Here is a 19,180-nt window from a genome sequence, read left to right as displayed (position 1 = left end):
GCGCCCAGGAGATCACCCCGCTCAAGATCGTCCAGGGGGGACAAGCAGTTCCACGTGCCGCTCTACCAGCGCACCTACAGCTGGGGCGGAGAACAGCTTCGGCGACTGTGGGAGGACGTCGGAGAACTCGTTGACCAGCATCTGGCCGGTGAACCGGCCTCGCCGCACGTCCTCGGTTCCGTGGTGCTCGCACCCGGCCGGATCCAGGCAGGCGGCGTGCAGGGGTGGCTGGTGGTGGACGGGCAACAGCGCCTCACCACGCTGATGCTGACCTTCACCGCGCTGCGCGACCACCTGAAAGAGACGGGTGACGCGCGCGGGGTGGACCGGGTGCACCGCTGGCGATGCCGAGCGGCACCTGGACGACGTACGGCGACGTCGCGGAGCTGATCGGCAGCCACCCGGTACCCGTCGGGGCCTATCTGGGGTCCCCTACCAGGGTGATCGGCGCCTACCGGGTGCTCGCCGCGGAGGGCAGGACCTCCCCGTCGTTCCGCTGGGCGGACGGCGGTGACCGGTCGCCGCCGCAGGAGCTGCTGGCGAGCGAGGGGGTGCACTTCGCCCCCTCGGGACGGGCCCGTCCGTCCCGGCGCCTGTCCGCCGCCGAGCTGGCCACCTTGCCGGGCAGGGACGTGGCACAGCCGGCAGTGCACGACCCGCTCCCCGACGGGGAGGACGCGGTGGCGGCCGAGCGGTTCCACACGCAGTTGCGGGAGAACTGGCCAGCCGCGCATCCCGGCGTCGTGGCGGCCCTCGACTTCTGGCGCCGTCAGGGCGGCCACGTGACGTACGGCCGGCACGAGGAGACGAGTTGCTTCCCCACGCTGGACCTCGGGACCGGCCACCGACCGCACCTGGTGTGGCCGGTCGGGATCTACCCCGTCAGCGGCACGGTCGAGGCGGTCTTCCAGGACTTGAAGAGCCGCTGCCCCTTCGACGACACAAAACAGCGCCGGGAACTCCTGAACGGGATCGACGGCATCGATCTGCCCGAGGCGAAGTCGGAACTGCGCCCGTCCTTCCCGAGCAACGTCTTCGAGGAGCACGGTGACGAGATCTGCGGAGTACTGGACTGGTTCGTCGGGGTGGTGGCGCGACCTGGCCCGGAGGGGCTGAACGCACACCGGGGTCTCACACAGGAAGCCCGTGGTCGCGCCCGCCCGCCTCACCCGCGCTGCGGGGAAGACGGCACCTCGTACCGTACGAGTGACCTCGCGAAGGGTTCGCCGCTGCGCCGGGCGTAGGCCATCCGCTCGCGGACCTCGCTCAGGGTGCGCGGGCGGTAACCGGGCCCGCCACAGCAGCTCTTGTGGAAACGGACCCCGGCGTGCAGCAGCACGGAAAGCGTCCGCCAGGCTGCCGTGTCCCGGCGACGGGGCGCGGCGAAGGCGGAGCCGACGTGGACCAGCGGCAGGGAGCAGCGGGGGCAGATCCGCTCCCTGTCCCTGTCATAAGACTGCTTGTACGAGGCCCGGCAGGGCAGGCAGACGTACGAGGTCTTCGCGTGGGCCATGCCGACAGGGTAGGCGCCCCGAGGGCGGGACTCGACGGATTTTCGCCTCCGTCAGGCCCGGGACCAGCAGGGCGCATCCCGCCCGAGGCCCCGAAGACGGCACTCCTGACGGAAACGCCGCTCACCTCGTCCTCTTCTCCGGTCGGTCGTCGCCGACTCCGGGCAGGGGGCGTGCGCCCTGCAACGGGTCCTTCGCCTTCTTCCCCTGCCGCGTCTTCTGGACTCGGGCCGTCTGCTTCGACGCGGCGGTCTTCCTCGCGTTCGCGGTCTTCCTCGCGTTCGCGACCTTCCTGGCGTGAGCGGCCTTCTTGCGCCGGCTCCGCTCGGGCTGCTGCGCCGATGCGTCCGGTCGGCCGTCCAACCAGCGGCGGGTGCTCGCCATCTCGGCCACCAGCTGGGTTCGTTGGGGTTCGGGCAGCCTCGTCAGTGCCTCTTCCGCTCGCGCCATGAGGGCCGCGGCATGCCCGGGCCCGGGTCCGCGTCTCTGCCGTGCACTGCGCAGGGCGTGCCGGATCTCCGTGTCGCGGAGCAACGGAACACCGGGGAGACCCTCCGGCTTCGGCCGGGCCGCGGACCGTCGAACCGGGCCGCCCTCGACATGGACGATGGTCCGGTGCTGAGCGGGCTCCGCGCTCTGCGGCACGGCGAGCCGACCGTCCTCGGTGAGCGGAAGCCTCGGTGGGGCCGTACGGGACGGCATCCCGTACACGGCGGACGCCCGGTCAGCCTCCCGCTGGCACCACCGTTTGAGCACCGAAGCCGTCGCGGGAACCCCGCAGCCGACGGCGGCGACCACGTCTCCCACGTAGGGCGGCGGGTCGCCCTCCCCACCCCTGATCAGTGCCGACAGCAGCGGGCGACCCTCGCTGCCGCTGCCCCGGTCGACGAGGGCCAGGAGACCGACACGGTCCCGGACGGGCAGCCCGAGCAGATCGCTTCCGGCCGTTCGGGCCAGTGCCTCCCAGGTGGGCCGGGTCCGGAACCGCGCGGCGCTCACCAGCGCCTCCTCCAGCGCGAGCGCCTGCTCCCCGCGCGACCGCGGCACCGGCGCCGCGCCGCGCCCGGCAGCCGCCTCGGCGGAGGAACGCGTGCCCGAACGGCGTCGCGGCTCCACTCCTGGAATCCGGAGGCCCTCCGGAGTCATCGCACAGGCGCCGAGGGGCACCCAGTCGGTGCTGCGCCGGGGATCCTCCGCCCGGAGACGGATGCGTCGTACGACACCGTGCGTCTCGAAGCGGAAACGGAGGAGGTACCCGTACTCGTCGTACAGCTCCTCCATGGTCTCCGGCTGGGCCGCGCCCGGGCCGAAGACCCAGTCGAGGGTGGCCGAGTCACCGGAGAGCTTCCGGCGGGCCCGCTGCCACTCGGCGTGTGCGAGCCCCCTGAACTGGAAGCGGACGTGCTGCTGCCTGGCCGCGCCGACCCGGAAGTCGACGGCGTCTCCCGGTCCGGACCCGAGGTCGCGCGAAGTGACCTTCCCCTTGAACCTGTTGCGTCCGGCCCAGGCGGCGAGGTCGTCCTTGACGAAGAGGTGGTCAGCGCTGGCCGTGCCGGTGGCCGTACGGTGACAGGAGGTGTGGGGCCGGTGGGCGAAGTGACAGACCTTGTCGCGGTACAGACGGTCCGACAACTCGTGGCCACAGCCACCGAGCTGGGTGCCACACCAGTAGGTGTGGCTGGGGTGGAGCCGGCGCCACCGGGTCAGTTCGTCCGCGTCGGTCGGCAGGACGATCGCCCGGCCGGAGTTCCGGCTCCCGATCACCGCGGTCTGCACGAGCCTGCCGTCTGGGCCGATCACTGTTCTCCCCTCGGACCACGACCCCCTGCCTGCCGAGACGACGGGCCGTGGGCGGCGGTTGGCCGGCATCAGTATGCGATCCATGTACTCAGTTCACAAGAGATGAGCGTTCGGTTCACGCACCCAAGCCGGGAACGCGCGGCCGGTCGCATAGATTCGACAGACGGTGGGATCCGGGACCGGGAGGGCACGCGCAGAAGGGCACCCGGGAGTACGAGCAGGCCCTGGAAGCCGTGATCGAGATCCTGCGGTCACGCGCACGCCAGGGCGCAGCGCCCGTTCCGTACGGCGATCCGCGCGGCGAACCGGCCCGGCGCACCCCGTACAGGCGGCCGGGCGAGGACGTACTGCTGCGGACCCGGGAGGTCCAGAAGCCGGGTGAGCACCACGCCGTCCGCTGGCGGTCCCCTTCGCCGTCGCTGCGGCGACGCCGGTCGGACCTGTTCCCGGATGCGGGAGGACGTCTCACCATTCCCGGCGCAAGGCCCCGCGCGTCTGCCGACCTCCATATTTCCTGCACAGCAGAATGGAACGTACACGCTGTAAACAAAGTCAATAAGGGTAGTAGCCTTCCCCTGCATGAACGGCCGTTGGGAACGCCGACAAGCCCAGCCGCCAAGTATCCCGGAGACCGAACCATGACTGCCCGTGAAGCCGTCCCCGTCAGCCTGGCCGAGATCGCACGGATCGCCGGTGTCGGGCGAGCCGCCGTGAGCAACTGGCGGCGGCGCCACGACTCCTTCCCCACCCGGATCGGGGGCACCGACGTCAGTCCTCAGTTCTCACTCGCAGAAGTCGAGCGGTGGTTGCGGGACAACGGCAGGCTGGGGGACATCGGCGGTCGGGAACTCCTCTGGCCGCGCTTCGAAGCGCTCGGCAGCCGAAACGAGTCGGGTCTGGCGATCGCCCAGGCAGCTCTCCTGATGCGCTCCCCCAGGACGCGGACCTCCTCTGCCGACCTCTCTGCGCAAGCCCGTGACCTGGTGGTCCGAACGGCGGAGGTGGGGCGGGAGGCGGGGCCGCGCGAAACCTTCGAGTTCCTGTTGCAACGATGGCTGGAAACCCACGTCCGGCAGCTCAGCACCACGCCGCCGCAACTCGCCGCACTGATGGCTCGGATCGCCCTCGCCGTCCGCCTCGGCCCGGCACGGGGCGGGCTGACCCTCCTCGATCCGGCGTGCGGTACCGGACATCTGACCGCCGCGGTCATACGGGAACACGACCGTCTCGGGCTGGAGGTGCTCGCGTGCGAACGGGACCCGGCGCTGGCCGCGTTGGCGGCCGGTCGGCTCGGCTTCCTCGCGGAGGAGCGCGACGTCCAAACGCGGATCGCCACCGCGGACACGTTGCGGGACGATCCCTTCGCCGGGGCGAAGGCCGACATCGCACTGTGCAACCCCCCTTTCAACGAGCGCGACTGGGGTTACGAGGAACTCGCCACCGATCAGCGCTGGACGCACGGCCTGCCCCCTCGCACCGAACCCGAACTGGCATGGGTGCAGCACCTGCTCGCCCGCCTCAAGCCCGGCGGGGCAGCGGTGGTCGTCCTTCCACCGGCCGTCGCATCGCGCAGAGCGGGCCGCCGCATCCGTGGCTCGCTGCTGCGTACCGGAGCGCTCCGCGCGGTCGTCTCCCTGCCCCCTGGCAGCGCACAACCGCACAGCGTTTCGCTGCAATTGTGGATCCTCCGCGCGGCACCGGACGGCCCTGCGGCAGCTCCCCCCGACCAGAACGCCCTCCTGGTGGACGCCACGCATTTCGCGAGGTCGGGAACGCGCGAGCCGAGCCCCGACTGGGACGGCCTCGGTTCCTTCGTCCTCACGTCGATGGCGGCTCTCGACCGGGTGGACCAGGCCCCTCCGGAGGGAGCGGTGCGTGTCCCCCTGCTCGACCTTCTCGACGACGAGGTCGACGTCACTCCGGGGCGCTACACGGCGGCGGCAGAGCCCTCCCGTGAGGAAATCGCCGTCGAATGGGGAAACTTCGGAGCGTTGCTGACCGACCTGGCCGATCACGCCCGGCATCTGTCCGCACTCGACTTCGAGGCCGGGACTTCCCGGACCGTGACGACGGTGGGAGACCTCGCCAAGGCCGGGGCACTGACACTGCACGCCGGCCGGCAGCCGCCGGAGTCGGCCGCAACGGCCCGCGGGGCCCATGTGCGACTCCTCACCATCGCCGACCTCCTGCACGACGGCACTCCCCACGGTGCGGTCCCCGCCGACTCGGCTCCAGTCGTCGCCGAGAAGGGCGACGTCGTGGTCGCCGGGGTGGCCCGGGCCTTCAAGGCGTGGGTCCATCAGGGACCGCCCATGGCGCTGGGCCCTCAGCTCTACGCCCTGCGGGTGGACACGGAGAAGATGGACGCCCACTTCCTCGCCGGCTGTCTGTACGCGCCGGCCAACGGCCGCCAGGCGGGCACCCACGCCTCCAGTTCGTCCAGGGTGGACATCCGGCGTCTCCAGGTGCTCCAGCTTCCTTTGGAGAAGCAGATGGCGTACGCGGAGACGTTCCGCCGCCTTCGGGCCTTCGAGGAACTGCTCACTGCAGCCGGCAGGTCGGGCAGGGGGTTGGTGGGCGACATGGGCGATCGACTCGCGGCAGGCGGACTGACCACGTGACTCCCTCCGCCCAGCCGGCGCCGCACGTCGAGGAGTGTTCTCCGAGCTGGCGGTGTTGACCGCGCGCCCGTGGACGTCGTGGGCGGGGACTGCGCTTCCGGCCGGACGACCGAGCCGCCCGAAGCGGAGGAAAGCCAAGGGCGGGAAGTCCGGTCGTAGCCGAACGACCGGGCCGTGGGCCCGCACGGCGCACCCGTCGGATCTCAGAGGATCCGTACGGTTCCGTGCGGGAGACTACCGTCCGGGGCGGGTCGAGCACCGAGGAGCTCGGCGCGCGCCGCAGCCCGTCCGTCCGAACTGGAGCAGAACTTCCGTGAACACCTTCCGAAACCCCCCGGGGGTCGCAGCGCCGCTCGCCGCCTACTCGCACCAGGCCGAGATCACCGGTCGGGTCCGGTGGCTCGTGGTCTCCGGCCAGGTCGGCATGACCCCGGTCGGTGAACTGCCCGAGGACCCGGTCGAGCAGCTCGGCCTCGCGTTGGAGAACGTCACGGCCAACCTCGAGGCGGCGGGCATGCGCCACGAGGACCTGGTGAAGCTGACGTTCTACTTCGCGGGCGAGATAGACCTGCAGCGGCGGCGCGAGCGGATGGCCGCATGGCTGGGCGACCTGCGCCCCTGCATGACCGTGATGACCGTGGCCGCGCTGGCCACGCCCGCGCTGCGCGTCGAGGTCGAGGCGCTCGCCTGCACCGAGGACGTCACGGCGACGCAGAGGGGGGAGCAACCGTAGTCGCGGTCCGGCTCCTCGGAGGGCGCCGTTGCCGTCGAGGAGCCGGACGCCACTGCACCGGTGGGCTTCGGGCAGCGGGGCCGTACCGAGCCGAACCGGTGGCGGCAACGGGGACGGATCCCGTGGTCGTCACCGGCTTCGAGGTCACCCTCGTCCGCACCGACCACTGGCTTCGCGCGCTGCTCGTCCTGATGGACACCGGCGCCACCAAGGACGATTGCCCCTGCTGCAGGCGCCCCACGAGCAGCGCGGAACGGCGTCACCGATCAGGGATCGGCTGAGTGAGGTTCACCGGATTGCCGTCGGGGTCCTGGATGTGGGCGACGCGTTGTCCCCACGGCATGTCGCGGGGACCGCTGCGGACCGAGTTCCCACAGAGCGGTGCCGGGGCGCGAGGGGGTCACGACCGATCGGGGGCGAGCGGTGACAGCGGGCGCTCGAAGAAGGTCTCCAGGACCACCGTCGCCTGTGTTCCGCTGACCCCGTCGATCGCGTAGATGCGGCGCAGCACGTCCTGCAGTTGCTCGGTGGTGGCCGTCCTGACCTTCACCAGCACCGAGGCGCTGCCGGCGATGACGTGCGCCTCCAGGACCTCGGGGAGCGCGGCGAAGTCCGGTGCCGAATCACCCATCCAGGACGTCGAGTCGACCATCACGTAGGCCAGGACGGCACTGCCCACGGCGGCCGGGTCCACCTCGACGGTGGTGCGCCGGATGACCCCGCGCTCCCGCAGCTTCCGTACGCGCTCGTGGGCGGCGCCGGCGGACAGGCCGACGGCCCGGCCGAGCGCGGCATAGGGCTGGGTGGCGTCCTGCTGGAGCTCCGCCAGCAAGGTACGGTCGACGTGATCCACAACTCTCCATTCGGAATCTACTGGCGATGTCAGTACCCCATCTTGCAACATACGCTTCGGGCCGATCCACATTCGGCAGACGATGAGTTGCATGAGGAGTGGACTCCATGAGCGGTGATCGTCCGGGGCTGTACGAAATGCTTGACGACCGGTTCCGTACCGGGCGCTGCATGAACGGAGACGAGGCACTGGAGGTCCTGTTCACCGGCTGCCGTTGGGCCGAGGGGCCGATCTACCTGCCTGCCTGGCGTCAGGTGGTCTGGAGCGACATCCCCAACGACCGGATGCTGCGGTGGGACGAGGAGACCGGCGCGGTCGCCGTCTTCCGCCGCTCCGCCGGGCACACCAACGGCAACACGCTCGACCGCGAGGGCCGGCTGATCACCTGCGAACAGGGCAATCGCCGGGTGACCCGGACCGAACACGACGGCACCGTCACCGTGTTGGCCGATCGGTGGGAGGGCAAGCGCCTGAACAGCCCGAACGACGCGACCGTGAAGTCCGACGGTTCGATCTGGTTCTCCGACCCGGACTTCGGCATCACCAGCGATTACGAGGGGTACCGCGCCGAGAGCGAGATCGGCTCCAACAACGTCTACCGCATCGATCCGGCCACGGGTGACGTGCGGCTGGTCGCGGACTGCTTCGGCGCACCGAACGGGCTGGTCTTCTCCGCGGACGAACGGCAGTTGTTCGTCTCCGACACCAGGGCGGGCTGCATCCGGTTCTTCGACGTGCGCGACGACGGCACCCTGTCCGACGGCAAGGTCTTCGCCGAAGCGGGGGCCCGGGAGAAGGCCCGCTTCGACAACCTCCGCTTCGACGACGGCGGACGGCTCTGGGTCGCCGCGATGAACGACGGCGTGCACTGCTACGACCCCGACGGCACCCTGATCGGACGGCTGAACGTCCCCGAGGCGGTCGCCAACATCTCCTGGGGCGGCGCCAAGCGCAACCGCCTCTTCATCGCCGCGGAAACCAGCCTCTACTCGGTGGTCATGGGCACCACCGGCACCCACCCGACCGGACCGGGACACCGACCCTGGTCGCAGCCGGCGCCCCGATGACCCCGGCGGTCCCCGAGAGGCGTCGCGGAAGCCCGCGTCCGACCGCCTGATCTGCCCGGGTGTCGGGGGTTCCACGGCGAGGGCAAGGCCACGGGTCCCCGGACGGGTGCGCCGAGCGCTTCGATTTCCCACCGCGACGGACGCGACGGCAGTCCGTCGCCGCGCCTCGGCACGTTTCACCAGACGGGCCGCAGCGGCGGGACCGCGCGACCCGCCAGTGCGCGGATGATGGCGGCGAGTTCGGCTCGCGGGACCTGGCCGCCGGCTTCGTGGAGCTGTCGCGCCAGCTGTGCCTCCAGGTCGTGCAGGACCCGGCCGGCCACCGCGAGGTGGGTCAACGCCTTCTCGGTCAGCACGACGAGTTTGCGCCGGCCGCCGGCGGGATGCGGCCGGCGCTCCACGTAGCCCCGTTCCTCCAGTTCGTCGACGATCTGGCCGGCGGCCTGCTTGGTCACCCCGAGCTGCTCGGCCAGCTCGCTGCTGGTCGCACCGGAGGTCCGCAACGCCTGGAAGACCAGGCCGTGCACGGGGCGCAGATCGGCGTACCCCTCGGCATCGAGGCGGCTCACGAACTCGGAGAGGACCAACTGGAAGGCCATCCCAAGCAGAAAGATGAGTTCGGTTTGCTCGAGGGGGTCGCGGTTCTCCATCGGTCCATCTTGACACACCCATGTAAAGCTCCTTTACTCATGTCGAGTAAAGGAGCTTTACACGGGAGGCGTCATGAACGTGATCAGCGAAAGCGAGCAGCGGACGACCAAGACGCCCGCCGGGGCGGTGTTCGGTCTCGCGGCCCCCAGCCAGGGGAGCACCGAGGTCAGCACGTGGCGGGTGGAACTGGGTGCGGGCACACCGGTGCACATCATCGACCGCGAGCAGGTGTGGATGCCCTTGGCGGGCGAGTTCGAGTTCGAGGTGGAGGGTCGGAGCAGTCGGGCCGAACCCGGCCAGGCCGTCATCGTGCCCGCCGGCGCGGTGCGGCAGGTCAAGGCCGTGGCCGGCCCGGCGGAGGCACTGGTCGCCATGACCGTCGGGGGCAAGGCCATGCTCCCGGGCAGCGAGGACAAGATCCCGCTCCCCTGGGCCGAATGACCGCCCCGCCCCGATGACCCCCACCGGTCGTTTCGGGACGCAGCTCGCGGTCGACGCGGACCATCGTGGCAGCGGGTCGCCCCGCTGCCACGGATTGCCGGAAAGGACGTCAGCACGCCCCGCCGGACACGCTGCCCGCAGCGAACGTCAACGACGCGGTCAGTCGCTGGCTCCGCTCCGGAAAGCGCCTGGCCGTGCGTGGGCGTCGTACGCGTCGGATCAGTTCAGCCGCGGGGGACCCAGGAGTGGTGCCGCAGGATCATGCGCGTTGCGACGCGGGACGGCGTCAGGTGCATCGCCGTGTTCCGCAGGGCGACGGCCAGGGGGTGGGAGAGCTGCTGGCCCATCCTCCCGGCCTGCCGGGCAGCCCGCGCAACGGCCTGACTGCGCGGCCGGCGCTCGGCGTCGTAGCGGGCGAGCGCGGCCTCGACGGTGGGCTCGGCAGCGGGGGCGGCAGCCAGGCCGACCGCGTCCTCCAGCGCCTGACAGGCGCCCTGCCCCAGGTGGGGGGTCATCGCGTGCGCCGCGTCACCGAGCAGGGCGATCCGGCCGACCGCGTACGAAGGGAGCGGTGTGCGCAGTTCGTTGACGTCGTGGTGGAGCACGGCGGCGGGCCGGGTCGCGTCGAGCAGGGCGGGAATCGGGTCGTGCCAGGCGTGGAACCGTCGGCGCAGTTCGGTCAGCGGGTCGGTGAACCGCGTCCCGGCGGGGAGGCCGAGGACGGCGTGCCACTCGGCCCTCCCGTCCAAGAGGGCAATGTGGCCGAACTCCGTTCCCGGCCCCCAGGTCAACTCGAAGTCGGCACGCAGATCGACCTTGCGCCCGGTGAGGGCGCGCAGCACCGTCGCGCCGCTGTAGACCGGGCCGGGATGGTCCGGGAAGAGACGGCTGCGCACTTTGCTGCCGACGCCGTCGGCCGCCACCACCAGATCGGCGTCCAAGGCCGTGCCGCCGCAACCGACTCGAACCGTCCCGGAGTCGATCTGCTCGACCGAGGCCGCCTCGGAGTCGACCAGCAGCGATCCGACGGGCAGGGAGTCGCGCAGCAGTCGGTACATGGTGGAGCGCGGGATGCCCATGATCGGCGAGCCCACCGCCTCCTCCAGTACCGAGCCGTCCATCCGGGTCAGCCAACGGCCCCGGGGCGTCCGGGTGCCACCGCCGTACTGCCCTCGCGAGGCGTCCCGTACCGCTTGGCCGACGCCGAGTTCGTCCAGCGCCCGAAGGCCGTTGGCGGCCAGTGAGATGTCCGCTCCCGCATCCTCGAGCACGGGCGCGCGCTCGAGGACCGTCACGTTCCAGCCGATGCGGTGCAGGCCGATCGCGGCGGCCAGCCCGCCGATGCCGCCGCCGACCACCACTGCCGTGCTGCCCATGCCGACGCTCCCCCTCCTTCTACAACGGACGTCGAGGACCGGACCCACACCCTGCTGACCTGCATCGACGGATTGGTTTTCGACCGGCTGGTCAACGGCGGCGAAGTGCGGCGCGAGGCCCTCGAAGGATTGGTCGCCGCGGCGCTGCGCAAGGGCGTGCCCGATGAGTCGAGCGGCCGGCCGAGGAGGGCGAATCGTTCCGCTTGAGGTGGGGCGCGATGGCCTTTCCGATGCCGGATGAGGTCCTCCCGACCGCGCCGCCCCACTGGCCGAGCTCCGCCGGCCCGGCTCGTCGGACCTGGACGACTGCGCCGTGGACGGCCGTCGTGCCCGGCCCTCGAAGTCGTCACAGGGGGCTGGTGGTCGGGCTCGCAAACCCTTCGGAGGTTGACGCAGGGTGGGGTCCGGTTCAGATCGAGGCGCGAGTTTCCCGTTGGAGAAGTCAGTGGTGGCGGTGACGGCGTGGACGTGCAGAAAACGAGGTGTCGGAACCGGGCCGGCATCCCTACCCTCGGCCCCATGCGCCACGAATCCGCTCTGCTGAACGTCATTGACGTGGAAGCCACCTGCTGGGACGGTCAGCCTCCGCCCGGCTCCGTGAACGAGATCATCGAGATTGGTCTGACCGTCGTGGACGTGTCGGCAGGACGCCGCCTGTCCCGGCATCGCGTCTTGGTACGCCCCGCCCGGTCGAAGGTGAGTGACTTCTGCACCGAACTGACCGGACTGACACAAGCCGAGGTGGAACGGGGCGTCTCCTTCGCCGAGGCATGCCGGATCCTCGTCGAGGAGTACGAGGCCGGAGAGCGTCCCTGGGCGAGTTGGGGCGAGTACGACCGTCGGCAATTCGCTCGGCAGAGCCAGGCCGACGGGGTGGCCTACCCGTTCGGCCATCCGACCGAGCGCACCCACACCAACGCCAAGGCCGTGTTCACCGCGGCCTACGGGCTGCACAAGAAACCCGGCATGAGCCATGCCCTCCAGATGGCCGGACTGCCGCTCGAGGGGCGCCATCACCGCGGAGAGGACGACGCGTGGAACATCGCCGCACTCGTCCTCGATCTGTTGGGCCGCGGGGCGTGGCCGGTCACGGCCCCGGTCGCCAGGTCGTACGGGAGGACACGGGGCGACGGTGAGCAGGGGTGACGCGCCGCGGGGCGGGGAAACCGCCCGTTTCAGGCGCCGTTGGCTTCCAGGAGCCGGCACGTACGGTCGCTGACACCGCTGAGCACGAGGGGAACGCCGAGGCCGGCGCACATGCGGTGGGCGCGGGCGAGGGCGCTGAGCGTGGCGGGGCTGGGGTCAGCCGTCGGAACGTCGATGACCACCCGGGCGGGGCGGTACTCCTGGACGAGGGCTTGGATCTGGAGGGCCGCTGCGGCGCGGTTGGTGACGTCCAGGTCACGATGGAGGACCACGTGCAGGACCTCATGACGTAGGACGTGACTGATCAGCAAGATGTCCCTCCACACGGGCCGAGGTTTCCCACGCCTTCGAAGCGATGTGCGCGGCTCGCCCGAGGATGTCACGGGTGACGGTCGGACGGCGTTCGCACGGCGTTCACCACGCGGAGCATCCGCCCGAGCGGCCTCTTGGAAGACCGGCGTGCGCACTCCGCGGGCACGGAGCCGGTCCGTCGAGTGCCGGACCGGGCCTGCGACGACTCCGCCGGGCCTTCTCCCTCGTTCTTCTCCTGGGGGAACCAACTCCACATGCGAAACGACGTGTTCGCGATGCACGGCACCTCGCCCTCATTCTGGTGGTCCGCCACGGCCGTGGTCGGCGTGCCGGGGCTGCTCGACCACTCCCGCCGGTGGACGGGAACCGCACGGTGGTGACGGCCCGGGCGGTCGAGCGGGCGGCCCGGGACGACGCCCCTCGGGGAGACGGGCCGGAGCCCGAGTCGCATCGCGGACCCGGACTCCGGCGGGGCGCACGTGAACCGTGCACCGGACGTGGCATCCGTCTCCCGGAAGGACCCGCGCCCGCTGGTTTCAGTGCCAGTACTTCATGTCCGTGCCTCCTCTCCCACTCGTGGACGCAGCGTGACCTCGAAGCGGTCGAGGCCACGGAGGGTCAGGTTGCGTCGGTGGATCGGTTCTGCGACGGCCCGCGCGTCCGGATGGTCCCTGGCCAGTGCGCCGAGGACCGATCCGGCGAGCCGGATCGCCATGGATGCGCCGAGGCAGGCGTGGGCCCCGCGTCCGAAACCGAGGTGCGGGTTCGGAGTGCGGTCGAGTCGCAGCTCTGCGGGCTGGTCGAAGCGCAGCGGGTCGTGATGGGCGGCTCCGAGGAGGAGCGTGACCGGATCACCTGCCCTGATGGTGACGCCACCCAGTTCGGTGTCGGCGACGCAGACCCGGGCGTCCGCCTGGACGGGTGCGTCGTAACGAATGAGTTCGTCCACGGCCGTGGCGGGGTCGGCCCGGAACGCGTCGAGTGCCCCGGGGGTGGTGAGGAGGGCGGCCGAGGCATTGCCGAGCAGCCGTGAGGCGGACTCGTAACCGGCGTGGAGGACCGCGCGAAGGCTGTTCCGCACAACCGTTTCTGCGACGCCGCTGTCCGGTGCGCGTTCCGCCACGTGGGCGATGAGCCCCTCCTTCGGCGGGTCCGCGAGCCATCCGCCGGCGTACTCCGCCAACTGCGCGCGGGCCGAGACCGCCGGCTCGTGCTTCTCGGGCCAGAGTCCGGCGTCCATCCCGTCGACGACCGTACGGGACATGGGGACGAACCAGTCGAGCGCGGGTGCGGGAACGCCGAGGAAGGCGGTGACGGAGCGGAGGGCCACTGGTTCCGCGAGCTCGCCGACGAGGTCGAAGGAGGGCCTGTCGGCCAACGCAGCGAGCAGGTCGGCGATCTCCCGCTCCAACTCTTCCTGCCGTCCCCGGTGGTCCTGGGCGCGGAAGCCGTCGAGCAACAGGTGTCGGACGGCGGTGTGTTCCGGCGGGTCGAGCGTCTGCACGCTCAACAGCGGGGCGGGAACGTCCTCGCCCGCACGGCGCCAGTCGGAGGCGAACCGATGGCCGTCGGTGAGCACCGCAAGGCAGTCGGCATGCCGGGTCAGCACCCAAGAACCGAGCAGTTCGTGCCAGAAGACCGGCGACGCCTCTCGCAGCCGGGCATAGGCGGGATAGGGGTTCCGCAGGATCGATGGACGGGCCAGATCGAGAATCGGATCCACGGCTGCGGCTTGCTCCACGGAACGTCCCCCCTGCGCATCGGACCTGATCGAGGTCGTGACTGCTGACGAGTCGAGAGGTAAGAGACGTCGAAGTCACCGGTGGGTGGAACGCCTCGCTGGTGCCTCACCGGCGGACCGCCGGTCTTTCCCCATGCATCATTCGAGCCGAGCGTCGGTGACGCTACCACGCAACTAGTCCTACTGGTATGACTACTTGACTCAGATCTTTCACAAATCTGCGGGGAGTCAAGGAAGATGAGCGGTCAAGACCAGGCAATCGTTCACGATGTCCCGGTAAACATTGCTCAACAGCCCGACCCTTACCCCGTGTTCGAGCGCATTCGCGAGCACGGAGTCGTCCAGCGCGTCCGACTGAATCCCACCCTTGAGGTCTGGATGGTCACCGGCTACGACGAAGCCGTGGCCGCTCTGACCGACCCCCGCCTCAGCAGCAGTCCCGTCGGGGTCAAGGGGCTCGAGGAGGAGATGGCCCATCAGGAGCGCACCAACGTCCTGATGGCCAGCATGCTCGTGGCCGACGGGGACGACCACGCCCGACTGCGCAACCTCGCTTCCAAGTCCTTCGCCTTCCGCAGGGTGGAACAACTGGCTCCCCGGGTCCAGGCCCACACCGAAGCCCTGCTGAACGCGATGGCGAAGCGCGGCTCCGCCGACCTGGTGTCCGAGTTCGCGCTCCCGCTGCCCATGGCCGTGCTCAGCGAGCTCATCGGCATCCCGGTCGAAGGACAGCCGGACTTCGCACGACTCGCCGTTGGCCTCATCATGCCGCCCAACACACCGGAAAGACTGGCGAAGGGAGCCCGAGCACGTGTCGAACTCACCTCTTTCTTCCAGCCGTTGATCGCATCCCGTAAGGCCCACCCGCAGGACGACCTGTTGAGCGCCTTGTGCGCGGCACAGGCCGAGGAGAAGATCAGCGACCGCGAGTTGACGGCCATGGCGATCCTGCTCACGCTCGCCGGCCACGAGACGACCGCAAGCCTCATCGCGAACGGCGTCCACGCGCTCCTGCGCCACCCGGAACAGTGCGCGGCACTTCGGAAGGACCCCTCCCTGCTGCCCGGGGCGATCGAAGAGCTGCTGCGCTACGAGGGGCCGGTGAGCCGCGGTGTCGCGCGCTTCACGGTCGACGCGTACGAGATCGGCGGGGTCACCGTCCCGCCCGGCGAAATGATCATCATCGGCTTGGCCGCGGCCAACCGCGATCCGAACCGCTACGACCGCCCGGACGTCCTCGACGTGGCACGTCGTGAAGTGCCCCAGCAACTCGCCTTCGGCCACGGGGCGCACTTCTGCCTGGGCGCCCCGCTGGCCCGGGTGGAAGCCAGGGTCGCCATCGGGACCCTGCTGCAGCGGTTCCCCGACCTCCGGCTCGCCGACCCGGACGCGGATCCGAGCCGCCGCGAGGGCATCCTGCGCGGGATGGCCACGCTGCCCGTGGCCTTCACCCCCGAGGCCTGACCCGGCACCCGACGACGGAGAGGAGACGGAGTGGAACCGACCTCCGGGAAGGCGCCGTTCGACGTGATCGCGCCGGACTACGACGCATCGCGCGGCGGCACGGAGCGGGCGGCCGGCTTCGCCGACATGCTCGCCCCGTTGCTCGATCCGGGTCTTCCGGTGCTCGACATCGGTGTGGGCACCGGAATCGTCGCGGCCGAACTGAGTGCACGCGGACACCTGGTGCACGGATTGGACCTGTCGCCCGCAATGCTCGCCCGGGCGCGGGACCGACTCGGCCCCCGGGTGGCGGTCGCCGACGCATGTCGACTGCCGGTCCGGACGGGGTCGGTGGAGCAGGCGGTGTCCACCTGGCTGCTGCACACCGGACCGGATCACGCGCAGGTCTTCGACGAGGTCGCCCGGGTGCTGCGACCGGGTGGTCGCTACTTGGTGGTCCCCGCCGGGGGCACTCGTCCCACGGACGACGTCGGGCGCATCGTCGGCGATCTGGAGGAGCGGCTCGATCCCGGCCGCACCCGCCAGGACGGACCGTGGACCCTGGCCCCGATCGCAGAAGCCAGGGGCCTGGTCTACCGGGGCAGGGCGTCCGAACGGCCCGTGACCTTCCGGATCTCGCCCCGGGACATGGCCCGTTCCCTGTCGCGCGGCCTGTTCACGGGGGCGTGGGCGATCGGAGGCGAAGGGGCCGACCGGCTCGTGGAGGAAACGCGGTCGCGCCTCCTCGCGCTCCCCGACCCCGAGGTCCAACGGGTCCGGGAGGCCGCCGACTACGTCATGGTGTTCGCCAAGCCCGGGCCGGCCGCCTGACGGACCTTCGGACCGGGGTCAGGCACGTCCGCCCAGGGCTGCTGCGTACGCCTCGTCCGGATCGAGCCGGCGCAACTCCTCGGCGATGAGCTCCGCGGTGGTCCGGACCTTCAGGGCGAGGACCCGGTTGGGTTGACCGGGGATGGCGAGCCGCGCGACCGGCCCCTCGGGCCGGTCGATGCGGATCTCGCCGTCGGCAGTACCCATGCGGACGGCCGTGACGACCGGCCCGTCGGTGACGACCCGGTCGACGGGAATGCCGAGTCGCACCTCGAACCAGCGGGCGAGGAGTTCGGCGCTGGGGTTCTCCGCCTCGCTCTCGACGGCCGCCGAAGTGATCGCGAGCGGCGCCTGGTCGAGCGCTGCGGCCAGCATCGAGCGCCAAGGGGTGAGCCGGGTCCACGCCAGGTCGGTGTCACCGGGGGCGTAGGAGGCGGCCCGGGCCTCCAGTGCGGCGAGCGGGTCCTCGACCGCGTACATGTCGGTGATGCGGCGCTGGGCGAGCGAGCCCAAGGGATCCCGGGAGGGCACCTCGGGGGCGTCGACGGGCCACCAGACGACCACGGGTGCGTCCGGCAGGAGCAGGGGCAGGACCACGGAATCGGCGCGGGCGCCGACTTCGCCGCGGAGCCGGAGCAGCACCGTTTCGCCCGACCCTGCATCGGTGCCGAGCCTGACCTCGGCGTCCAATCGGTTCTCGTGCCGCTCGCGGGGGGTGCGGGCGTGGCGCTTGATGACGACGAGGGTGCGGGAAGGGTGTTCCCGGGAGGCCTCGTTGGCCGCCTTGACCGAGTCGTAGGCGTTCTCCTCGTCGGTGACGACGACGAGGGTGAGCACGGCACCGACGGCGGGGGTGCCGACGGCCCTGCGGCCCTGCAGGATCGCCTTGTTGATCTTGCTGGAGTTGGTGTCCGTCAGATCGATCTTCATGTTGCGGCGCCCGTCCCTTCCTCTACGGCGAGCCTAACTCTCCCGTGCGACGGACGCGTACGGTCCCCTCCCCACGGTGCCCGCTACTCCTGTTCCGGATCGGAGTCGGAGGGCGCCCGTTCCTGGGCGCGCCGGCCGACGACGGCCGCCGCGGCGATCGCCGTGCCGAGGAAGGCGGTGGCGACCACCCAGGGTCGGTCGAGGACGTGCCCGGTGGCGTGGTCCAGGGAGTAGCGGCCGGCGCCGGCGATGCCGATGGCGGCGGCCGTGAAGCCGAGGAAGGCGGGGTACTCGTAGCCGCCGCCCTGGGCGAAGAAACCGGCCGGGGCGTGCACGGCGACGGCTCCCGCCATGGCGCCGGCCGCGGCGGCGCCGGCGGCCGGGGTCGCGAGCCCGAGGGCGAGCAGGGCGCCGCCGCCCGCCTCGCCGAGCCCCGCGGCGACCGCGCTCTCCCGGCCCGGGTGGAAGCCCATGGCCTCCATCGCCTTGGTGGTGCCCTCGATGCCGCCGCCGCCGAACCAGCCGAGGAGCTTCTGCGTGCCGTGTGCGGCGAGCACGGCACCGGTGCCGACCCTCAGCACGAGCAGCCCGAGATCGCGTCGGTTGAGAGGGGCCATGGGGTTCTCCAAGTGCGGAAGCGGACGCGTACGCCGTCCACTGTGGTCGGCCCGGCCCCCGGGCGCTCGTCGAGAGGTGTCGGGAATGGTCCGCTCGGGTCATGTTTTGCGGCATGGGAGAGCTGTTGCTTGACTGGGTGGGCTTTCGTTCCCAGGGGAAGAAGGTGCGCATGTCCGTCGAGTCCACCGCCGTGGACCGTCCGGTCGGGGCAGGGCGGCTCGATCCCGCCGTGCGACGTGCCGGCCGCACGGTTTCCCGAGGCGGAGCACGCGCCGTCCGGCGGCGAGGAACCGGGCCGTCCCGCCCGCGGGCAGAGCCAGGCCGCGGATCCGTCCGCGGTCGAGCGGACGGCACTCGCCGAAGTGCTCTTCTCCGGCTGCTGCACCATCGCTCCTGACGTGTCGTCACCTTCCGCGAAAGGGCTGGTTCCGTTCCATGACACAAACCCATGACCGATCCGACGACCGCTGGCCGCGGTCGGACGTGCCTCCCGGGCCCGTGGGCGCGCTGGCGAGCGCCGCCTGGCAGGCCCTGCTCGTCGCCGGGCTCGTCGCCCTGGTCCTCGGCATCATCGTGCTCGTCTGGCCGAGCGCGTCCCTCAGGGTGGCGGGTGTCCTCTTCGGGCTCTACCTGCTGTTCAGCGGCGTGCTGCAACTGGTGGCTGCCTTCGGTACGCACGCCACGACGGCCCTGCGGGTGATGGCCTTCATCAGCGGCGCACTGTCGATCCTCCTCGGCCTGTTCTGCTTCCGGGGCGCGATGCAGTCGACCCTGTTGCTCGCGCTCTGGATCGGCATCGGCTGGCTCTTCCGCGGCATCACCCAGACCGTGGCGGCGGCCTCCGATCCGGCGGTGCCGGCGCGCGGCTGGCAGATCTTCCTCGGCATCATCAGCGCGCTCGCCGGGATCGTGCTCATCGTGTCCCCGCTGGAGTCGGCCGCGGTCCTCACCGTGCTCGGCGGAATCTGGCTGATCGCCGTCGGCGCCGTCGAGGTCGTGACGGCCCTCCAGGTGCGCTCCCGGGCCAAGGACATCCCGCCGGGGGTCTGAACGCACGCTCGAAGGTGCCGGCCGCCCGCCCGTCGCCCGCCCGATCTCCGGGCGGG

At 71.1% G+C, this 19,180-nt stretch carries 21 protein-coding genes and 2 pseudogenes; 13 read left to right on the top strand and 10 right to left on the bottom strand.

Annotated elements, in window-relative coordinates; all coding sequences use genetic code 11:
- Positions 1 to 54: 54 nt before the first annotated feature.
- Both ACFW22_RS16415 and ACFW22_RS16410 read left to right on the top strand, forming a co-directional pair.
- Positions 55 to 390 (top strand): DUF262 domain-containing protein, encoded by a 336-nt coding sequence (locus tag ACFW22_RS16415; RefSeq protein ID WP_386404158.1) that lies wholly within the window; start codon positions 55 to 57, stop codon positions 388 to 390.
- Positions 345 to 1,244: an MGMT family protein gene (locus ACFW22_RS16410; protein WP_386404155.1), complete on the top strand. Its 900-nt coding sequence runs from the start codon at positions 345 to 347 to the stop codon at positions 1,242 to 1,244. The genes ACFW22_RS16415 and ACFW22_RS16410 overlap by 46 nt, the downstream gene beginning before the upstream one ends.
- On the opposite strand, the gene ACFW22_RS16405 is transcribed toward ACFW22_RS16410, so the two are convergent.
- Both ACFW22_RS16405 and ACFW22_RS16400 read right to left on the bottom strand, forming a co-directional pair.
- Positions 1,166 to 1,513 (bottom strand): deoxyxylulose-5-phosphate synthase, encoded by a 348-nt coding sequence (locus tag ACFW22_RS16405; RefSeq protein ID WP_386404152.1) that lies wholly within the window; start codon positions 1,511 to 1,513, stop codon positions 1,166 to 1,168. The genes ACFW22_RS16410 and ACFW22_RS16405 overlap by 79 nt on opposite strands.
- A gap of 121 nt (positions 1,514 to 1,634) precedes the next feature.
- A complete protein-coding gene (locus tag ACFW22_RS16400; protein WP_386404149.1) occupies positions 1,635 to 3,311 on the bottom strand; it encodes a hypothetical protein in 1,677 nt (558 codons plus the stop codon).
- Positions 3,312 to 3,949: 638 nt separating this feature from the next.
- On the opposite strand from ACFW22_RS16400, the gene ACFW22_RS16395 reads away from it, so the two are divergent.
- The 3 genes from ACFW22_RS16395 to ACFW22_RS16385 all read left to right on the top strand — a co-directional run bounded on the left by ACFW22_RS16395 (position 3,950) and on the right by ACFW22_RS16385 (position 6,946).
- Positions 3,950 to 5,932 carry an N-6 DNA methylase gene (locus ACFW22_RS16395; protein WP_386404146.1) on the top strand — a complete coding sequence of 661 codons (1,983 nt, stop codon included), beginning with the start codon at positions 3,950 to 3,952 and terminating at the stop codon, positions 5,930 to 5,932.
- 313 nt (positions 5,933 to 6,245) lie between these two features.
- Positions 6,246 to 6,665: a RidA family protein gene (locus ACFW22_RS16390; protein WP_386404143.1), complete on the top strand. Its 420-nt coding sequence runs from the start codon at positions 6,246 to 6,248 to the stop codon at positions 6,663 to 6,665.
- A gap of 122 nt (positions 6,666 to 6,787) precedes the next feature.
- Positions 6,788 to 6,946, top strand: a complete 159-nt coding sequence (locus ACFW22_RS16385) for a hypothetical protein (RefSeq protein ID WP_386404140.1) — start codon at positions 6,788 to 6,790, stop codon at positions 6,944 to 6,946.
- Here ACFW22_RS16385 and ACFW22_RS16380 read toward each other — a convergent pair.
- A pseudogene (locus tag ACFW22_RS16380) lies at positions 6,925 to 7,038 on the bottom strand (VOC family protein); the annotation flags it as partial. The gene ACFW22_RS16385 and the pseudogene ACFW22_RS16380 overlap by 22 nt on opposite strands.
- Positions 7,039 to 7,065: 27 nt before the next feature.
- Positions 7,066 to 7,518 (bottom strand): Lrp/AsnC family transcriptional regulator, encoded by a 453-nt coding sequence (locus tag ACFW22_RS16375; RefSeq protein WP_386404137.1) that lies wholly within the window; start codon positions 7,516 to 7,518, stop codon positions 7,066 to 7,068.
- Positions 7,519 to 7,625: 107 nt separating this feature from the next.
- On the opposite strand from ACFW22_RS16375, the gene ACFW22_RS16370 reads away from it, so the two are divergent.
- Entirely contained in the window at positions 7,626 to 8,585 is a 960-nt protein-coding gene (locus ACFW22_RS16370) for an SMP-30/gluconolactonase/LRE family protein (protein ID WP_386404134.1), read from the top strand.
- Between the two features lie 176 nt (positions 8,586 to 8,761).
- On the opposite strand, the gene ACFW22_RS16365 is transcribed toward ACFW22_RS16370, so the two are convergent.
- On the bottom strand, positions 8,762 to 9,235 hold the full coding sequence (locus ACFW22_RS16365; protein WP_386404132.1) for a MarR family winged helix-turn-helix transcriptional regulator: 474 nt from the start codon (positions 9,233 to 9,235) through the stop codon (positions 8,762 to 8,764).
- Between the two features lie 73 nt (positions 9,236 to 9,308).
- Between ACFW22_RS16365 and ACFW22_RS16360 the strand changes: the two genes are divergently transcribed.
- Positions 9,309 to 9,677 (top strand): cupin domain-containing protein, encoded by a 369-nt coding sequence (locus ACFW22_RS16360; RefSeq protein ID WP_386404129.1) that lies wholly within the window; start codon positions 9,309 to 9,311, stop codon positions 9,675 to 9,677.
- 224 nt (positions 9,678 to 9,901) lie between these two features.
- Here the strand turns inward: ACFW22_RS16360 and ACFW22_RS16355 are convergent, their stop codons facing one another.
- Positions 9,902 to 11,053, bottom strand: coding sequence for an FAD-dependent monooxygenase (locus ACFW22_RS16355; protein WP_386404126.1), 1,152 nt, complete (start codon positions 11,051 to 11,053; stop codon positions 9,902 to 9,904).
- A gap of 24 nt (positions 11,054 to 11,077) precedes the next feature.
- Between ACFW22_RS16355 and ACFW22_RS16350 the strand changes: the two are divergent.
- Positions 11,078 to 11,260 (top strand): annotated as a pseudogene (locus tag ACFW22_RS16350) (hypothetical protein); the annotation flags it as partial.
- Between the two features lie 312 nt (positions 11,261 to 11,572).
- The gene (locus ACFW22_RS16345; RefSeq protein ID WP_386404123.1) at positions 11,573 to 12,199 is read left to right on the top strand and encodes an exonuclease domain-containing protein; all 627 of its coding nucleotides are present in this window, start codon (positions 11,573 to 11,575) and stop codon (positions 12,197 to 12,199) included.
- Between the two features lie 29 nt (positions 12,200 to 12,228).
- On the opposite strand, the gene ACFW22_RS16340 is transcribed toward ACFW22_RS16345, so the two are convergent.
- Positions 12,229 to 12,510, bottom strand: coding sequence for a hypothetical protein (locus tag ACFW22_RS16340; protein WP_386404120.1), 282 nt, complete (start codon positions 12,508 to 12,510; stop codon positions 12,229 to 12,231).
- Between the two features lie 255 nt (positions 12,511 to 12,765).
- Between ACFW22_RS16340 and ACFW22_RS16335 the strand changes: the two genes are divergently transcribed.
- On the top strand, positions 12,766 to 12,891 hold the full coding sequence (locus tag ACFW22_RS16335; protein WP_386404117.1) for a hypothetical protein: 126 nt from the start codon (positions 12,766 to 12,768) through the stop codon (positions 12,889 to 12,891).
- A gap of 170 nt (positions 12,892 to 13,061) precedes the next feature.
- Here ACFW22_RS16335 and ACFW22_RS16330 read toward each other — a convergent pair whose 3' ends face one another.
- Positions 13,062 to 14,234 (bottom strand): cytochrome P450, encoded by a 1,173-nt coding sequence (locus ACFW22_RS16330; RefSeq protein WP_386404114.1) that lies wholly within the window; start codon positions 14,232 to 14,234, stop codon positions 13,062 to 13,064.
- Between the two features lie 327 nt (positions 14,235 to 14,561).
- Here ACFW22_RS16330 and ACFW22_RS16325 point away from each other — a divergent pair, with 327 nt between their 5' ends.
- Both ACFW22_RS16325 and ACFW22_RS16320 read left to right on the top strand, forming a co-directional pair.
- On the top strand, positions 14,562 to 15,716 hold the full coding sequence (locus ACFW22_RS16325) for a cytochrome P450 (protein WP_386404110.1): 1,155 nt from the start codon (positions 14,562 to 14,564) through the stop codon (positions 15,714 to 15,716).
- A gap of 30 nt (positions 15,717 to 15,746) precedes the next feature.
- Positions 15,747 to 16,526, top strand: coding sequence for a class I SAM-dependent methyltransferase (locus ACFW22_RS16320; RefSeq protein WP_386404107.1), 780 nt, complete (start codon positions 15,747 to 15,749; stop codon positions 16,524 to 16,526).
- A gap of 18 nt (positions 16,527 to 16,544) precedes the next feature.
- On the opposite strand, the gene opcA is transcribed toward ACFW22_RS16320, so the two are convergent.
- Complete coding sequence (gene opcA, locus ACFW22_RS16315; protein WP_386404104.1) at positions 16,545 to 17,456, bottom strand: glucose-6-phosphate dehydrogenase assembly protein OpcA; 912 nt, start codon at positions 17,454 to 17,456, stop codon at positions 16,545 to 16,547.
- Positions 17,457 to 17,539: 83 nt separating this feature from the next.
- Positions 17,540 to 18,073, bottom strand: coding sequence for a DoxX family membrane protein (locus tag ACFW22_RS16310; RefSeq protein WP_386404101.1), 534 nt, complete (start codon positions 18,071 to 18,073; stop codon positions 17,540 to 17,542).
- A 436-nt stretch (positions 18,074 to 18,509) separates the two neighbouring features.
- Here ACFW22_RS16310 and ACFW22_RS16305 point away from each other — a divergent pair, with 436 nt between their 5' ends.
- Positions 18,510 to 19,124: an HdeD family acid-resistance protein gene (locus tag ACFW22_RS16305; RefSeq protein WP_386404099.1), complete on the top strand. Its 615-nt coding sequence runs from the start codon at positions 18,510 to 18,512 to the stop codon at positions 19,122 to 19,124.
- Positions 19,125 to 19,180: the final 56 nt, after the last annotated feature.

The sequence above is a fragment of the Streptomyces sp. NPDC058872 genome, assembly GCF_042743065.1.
Taxonomy (GTDB): Bacteria; Actinomycetota; Actinomycetes; order Streptomycetales; family Streptomycetaceae; genus Streptomyces.
This window is presented reverse-complemented; position numbering and strand designations above follow the sequence as displayed.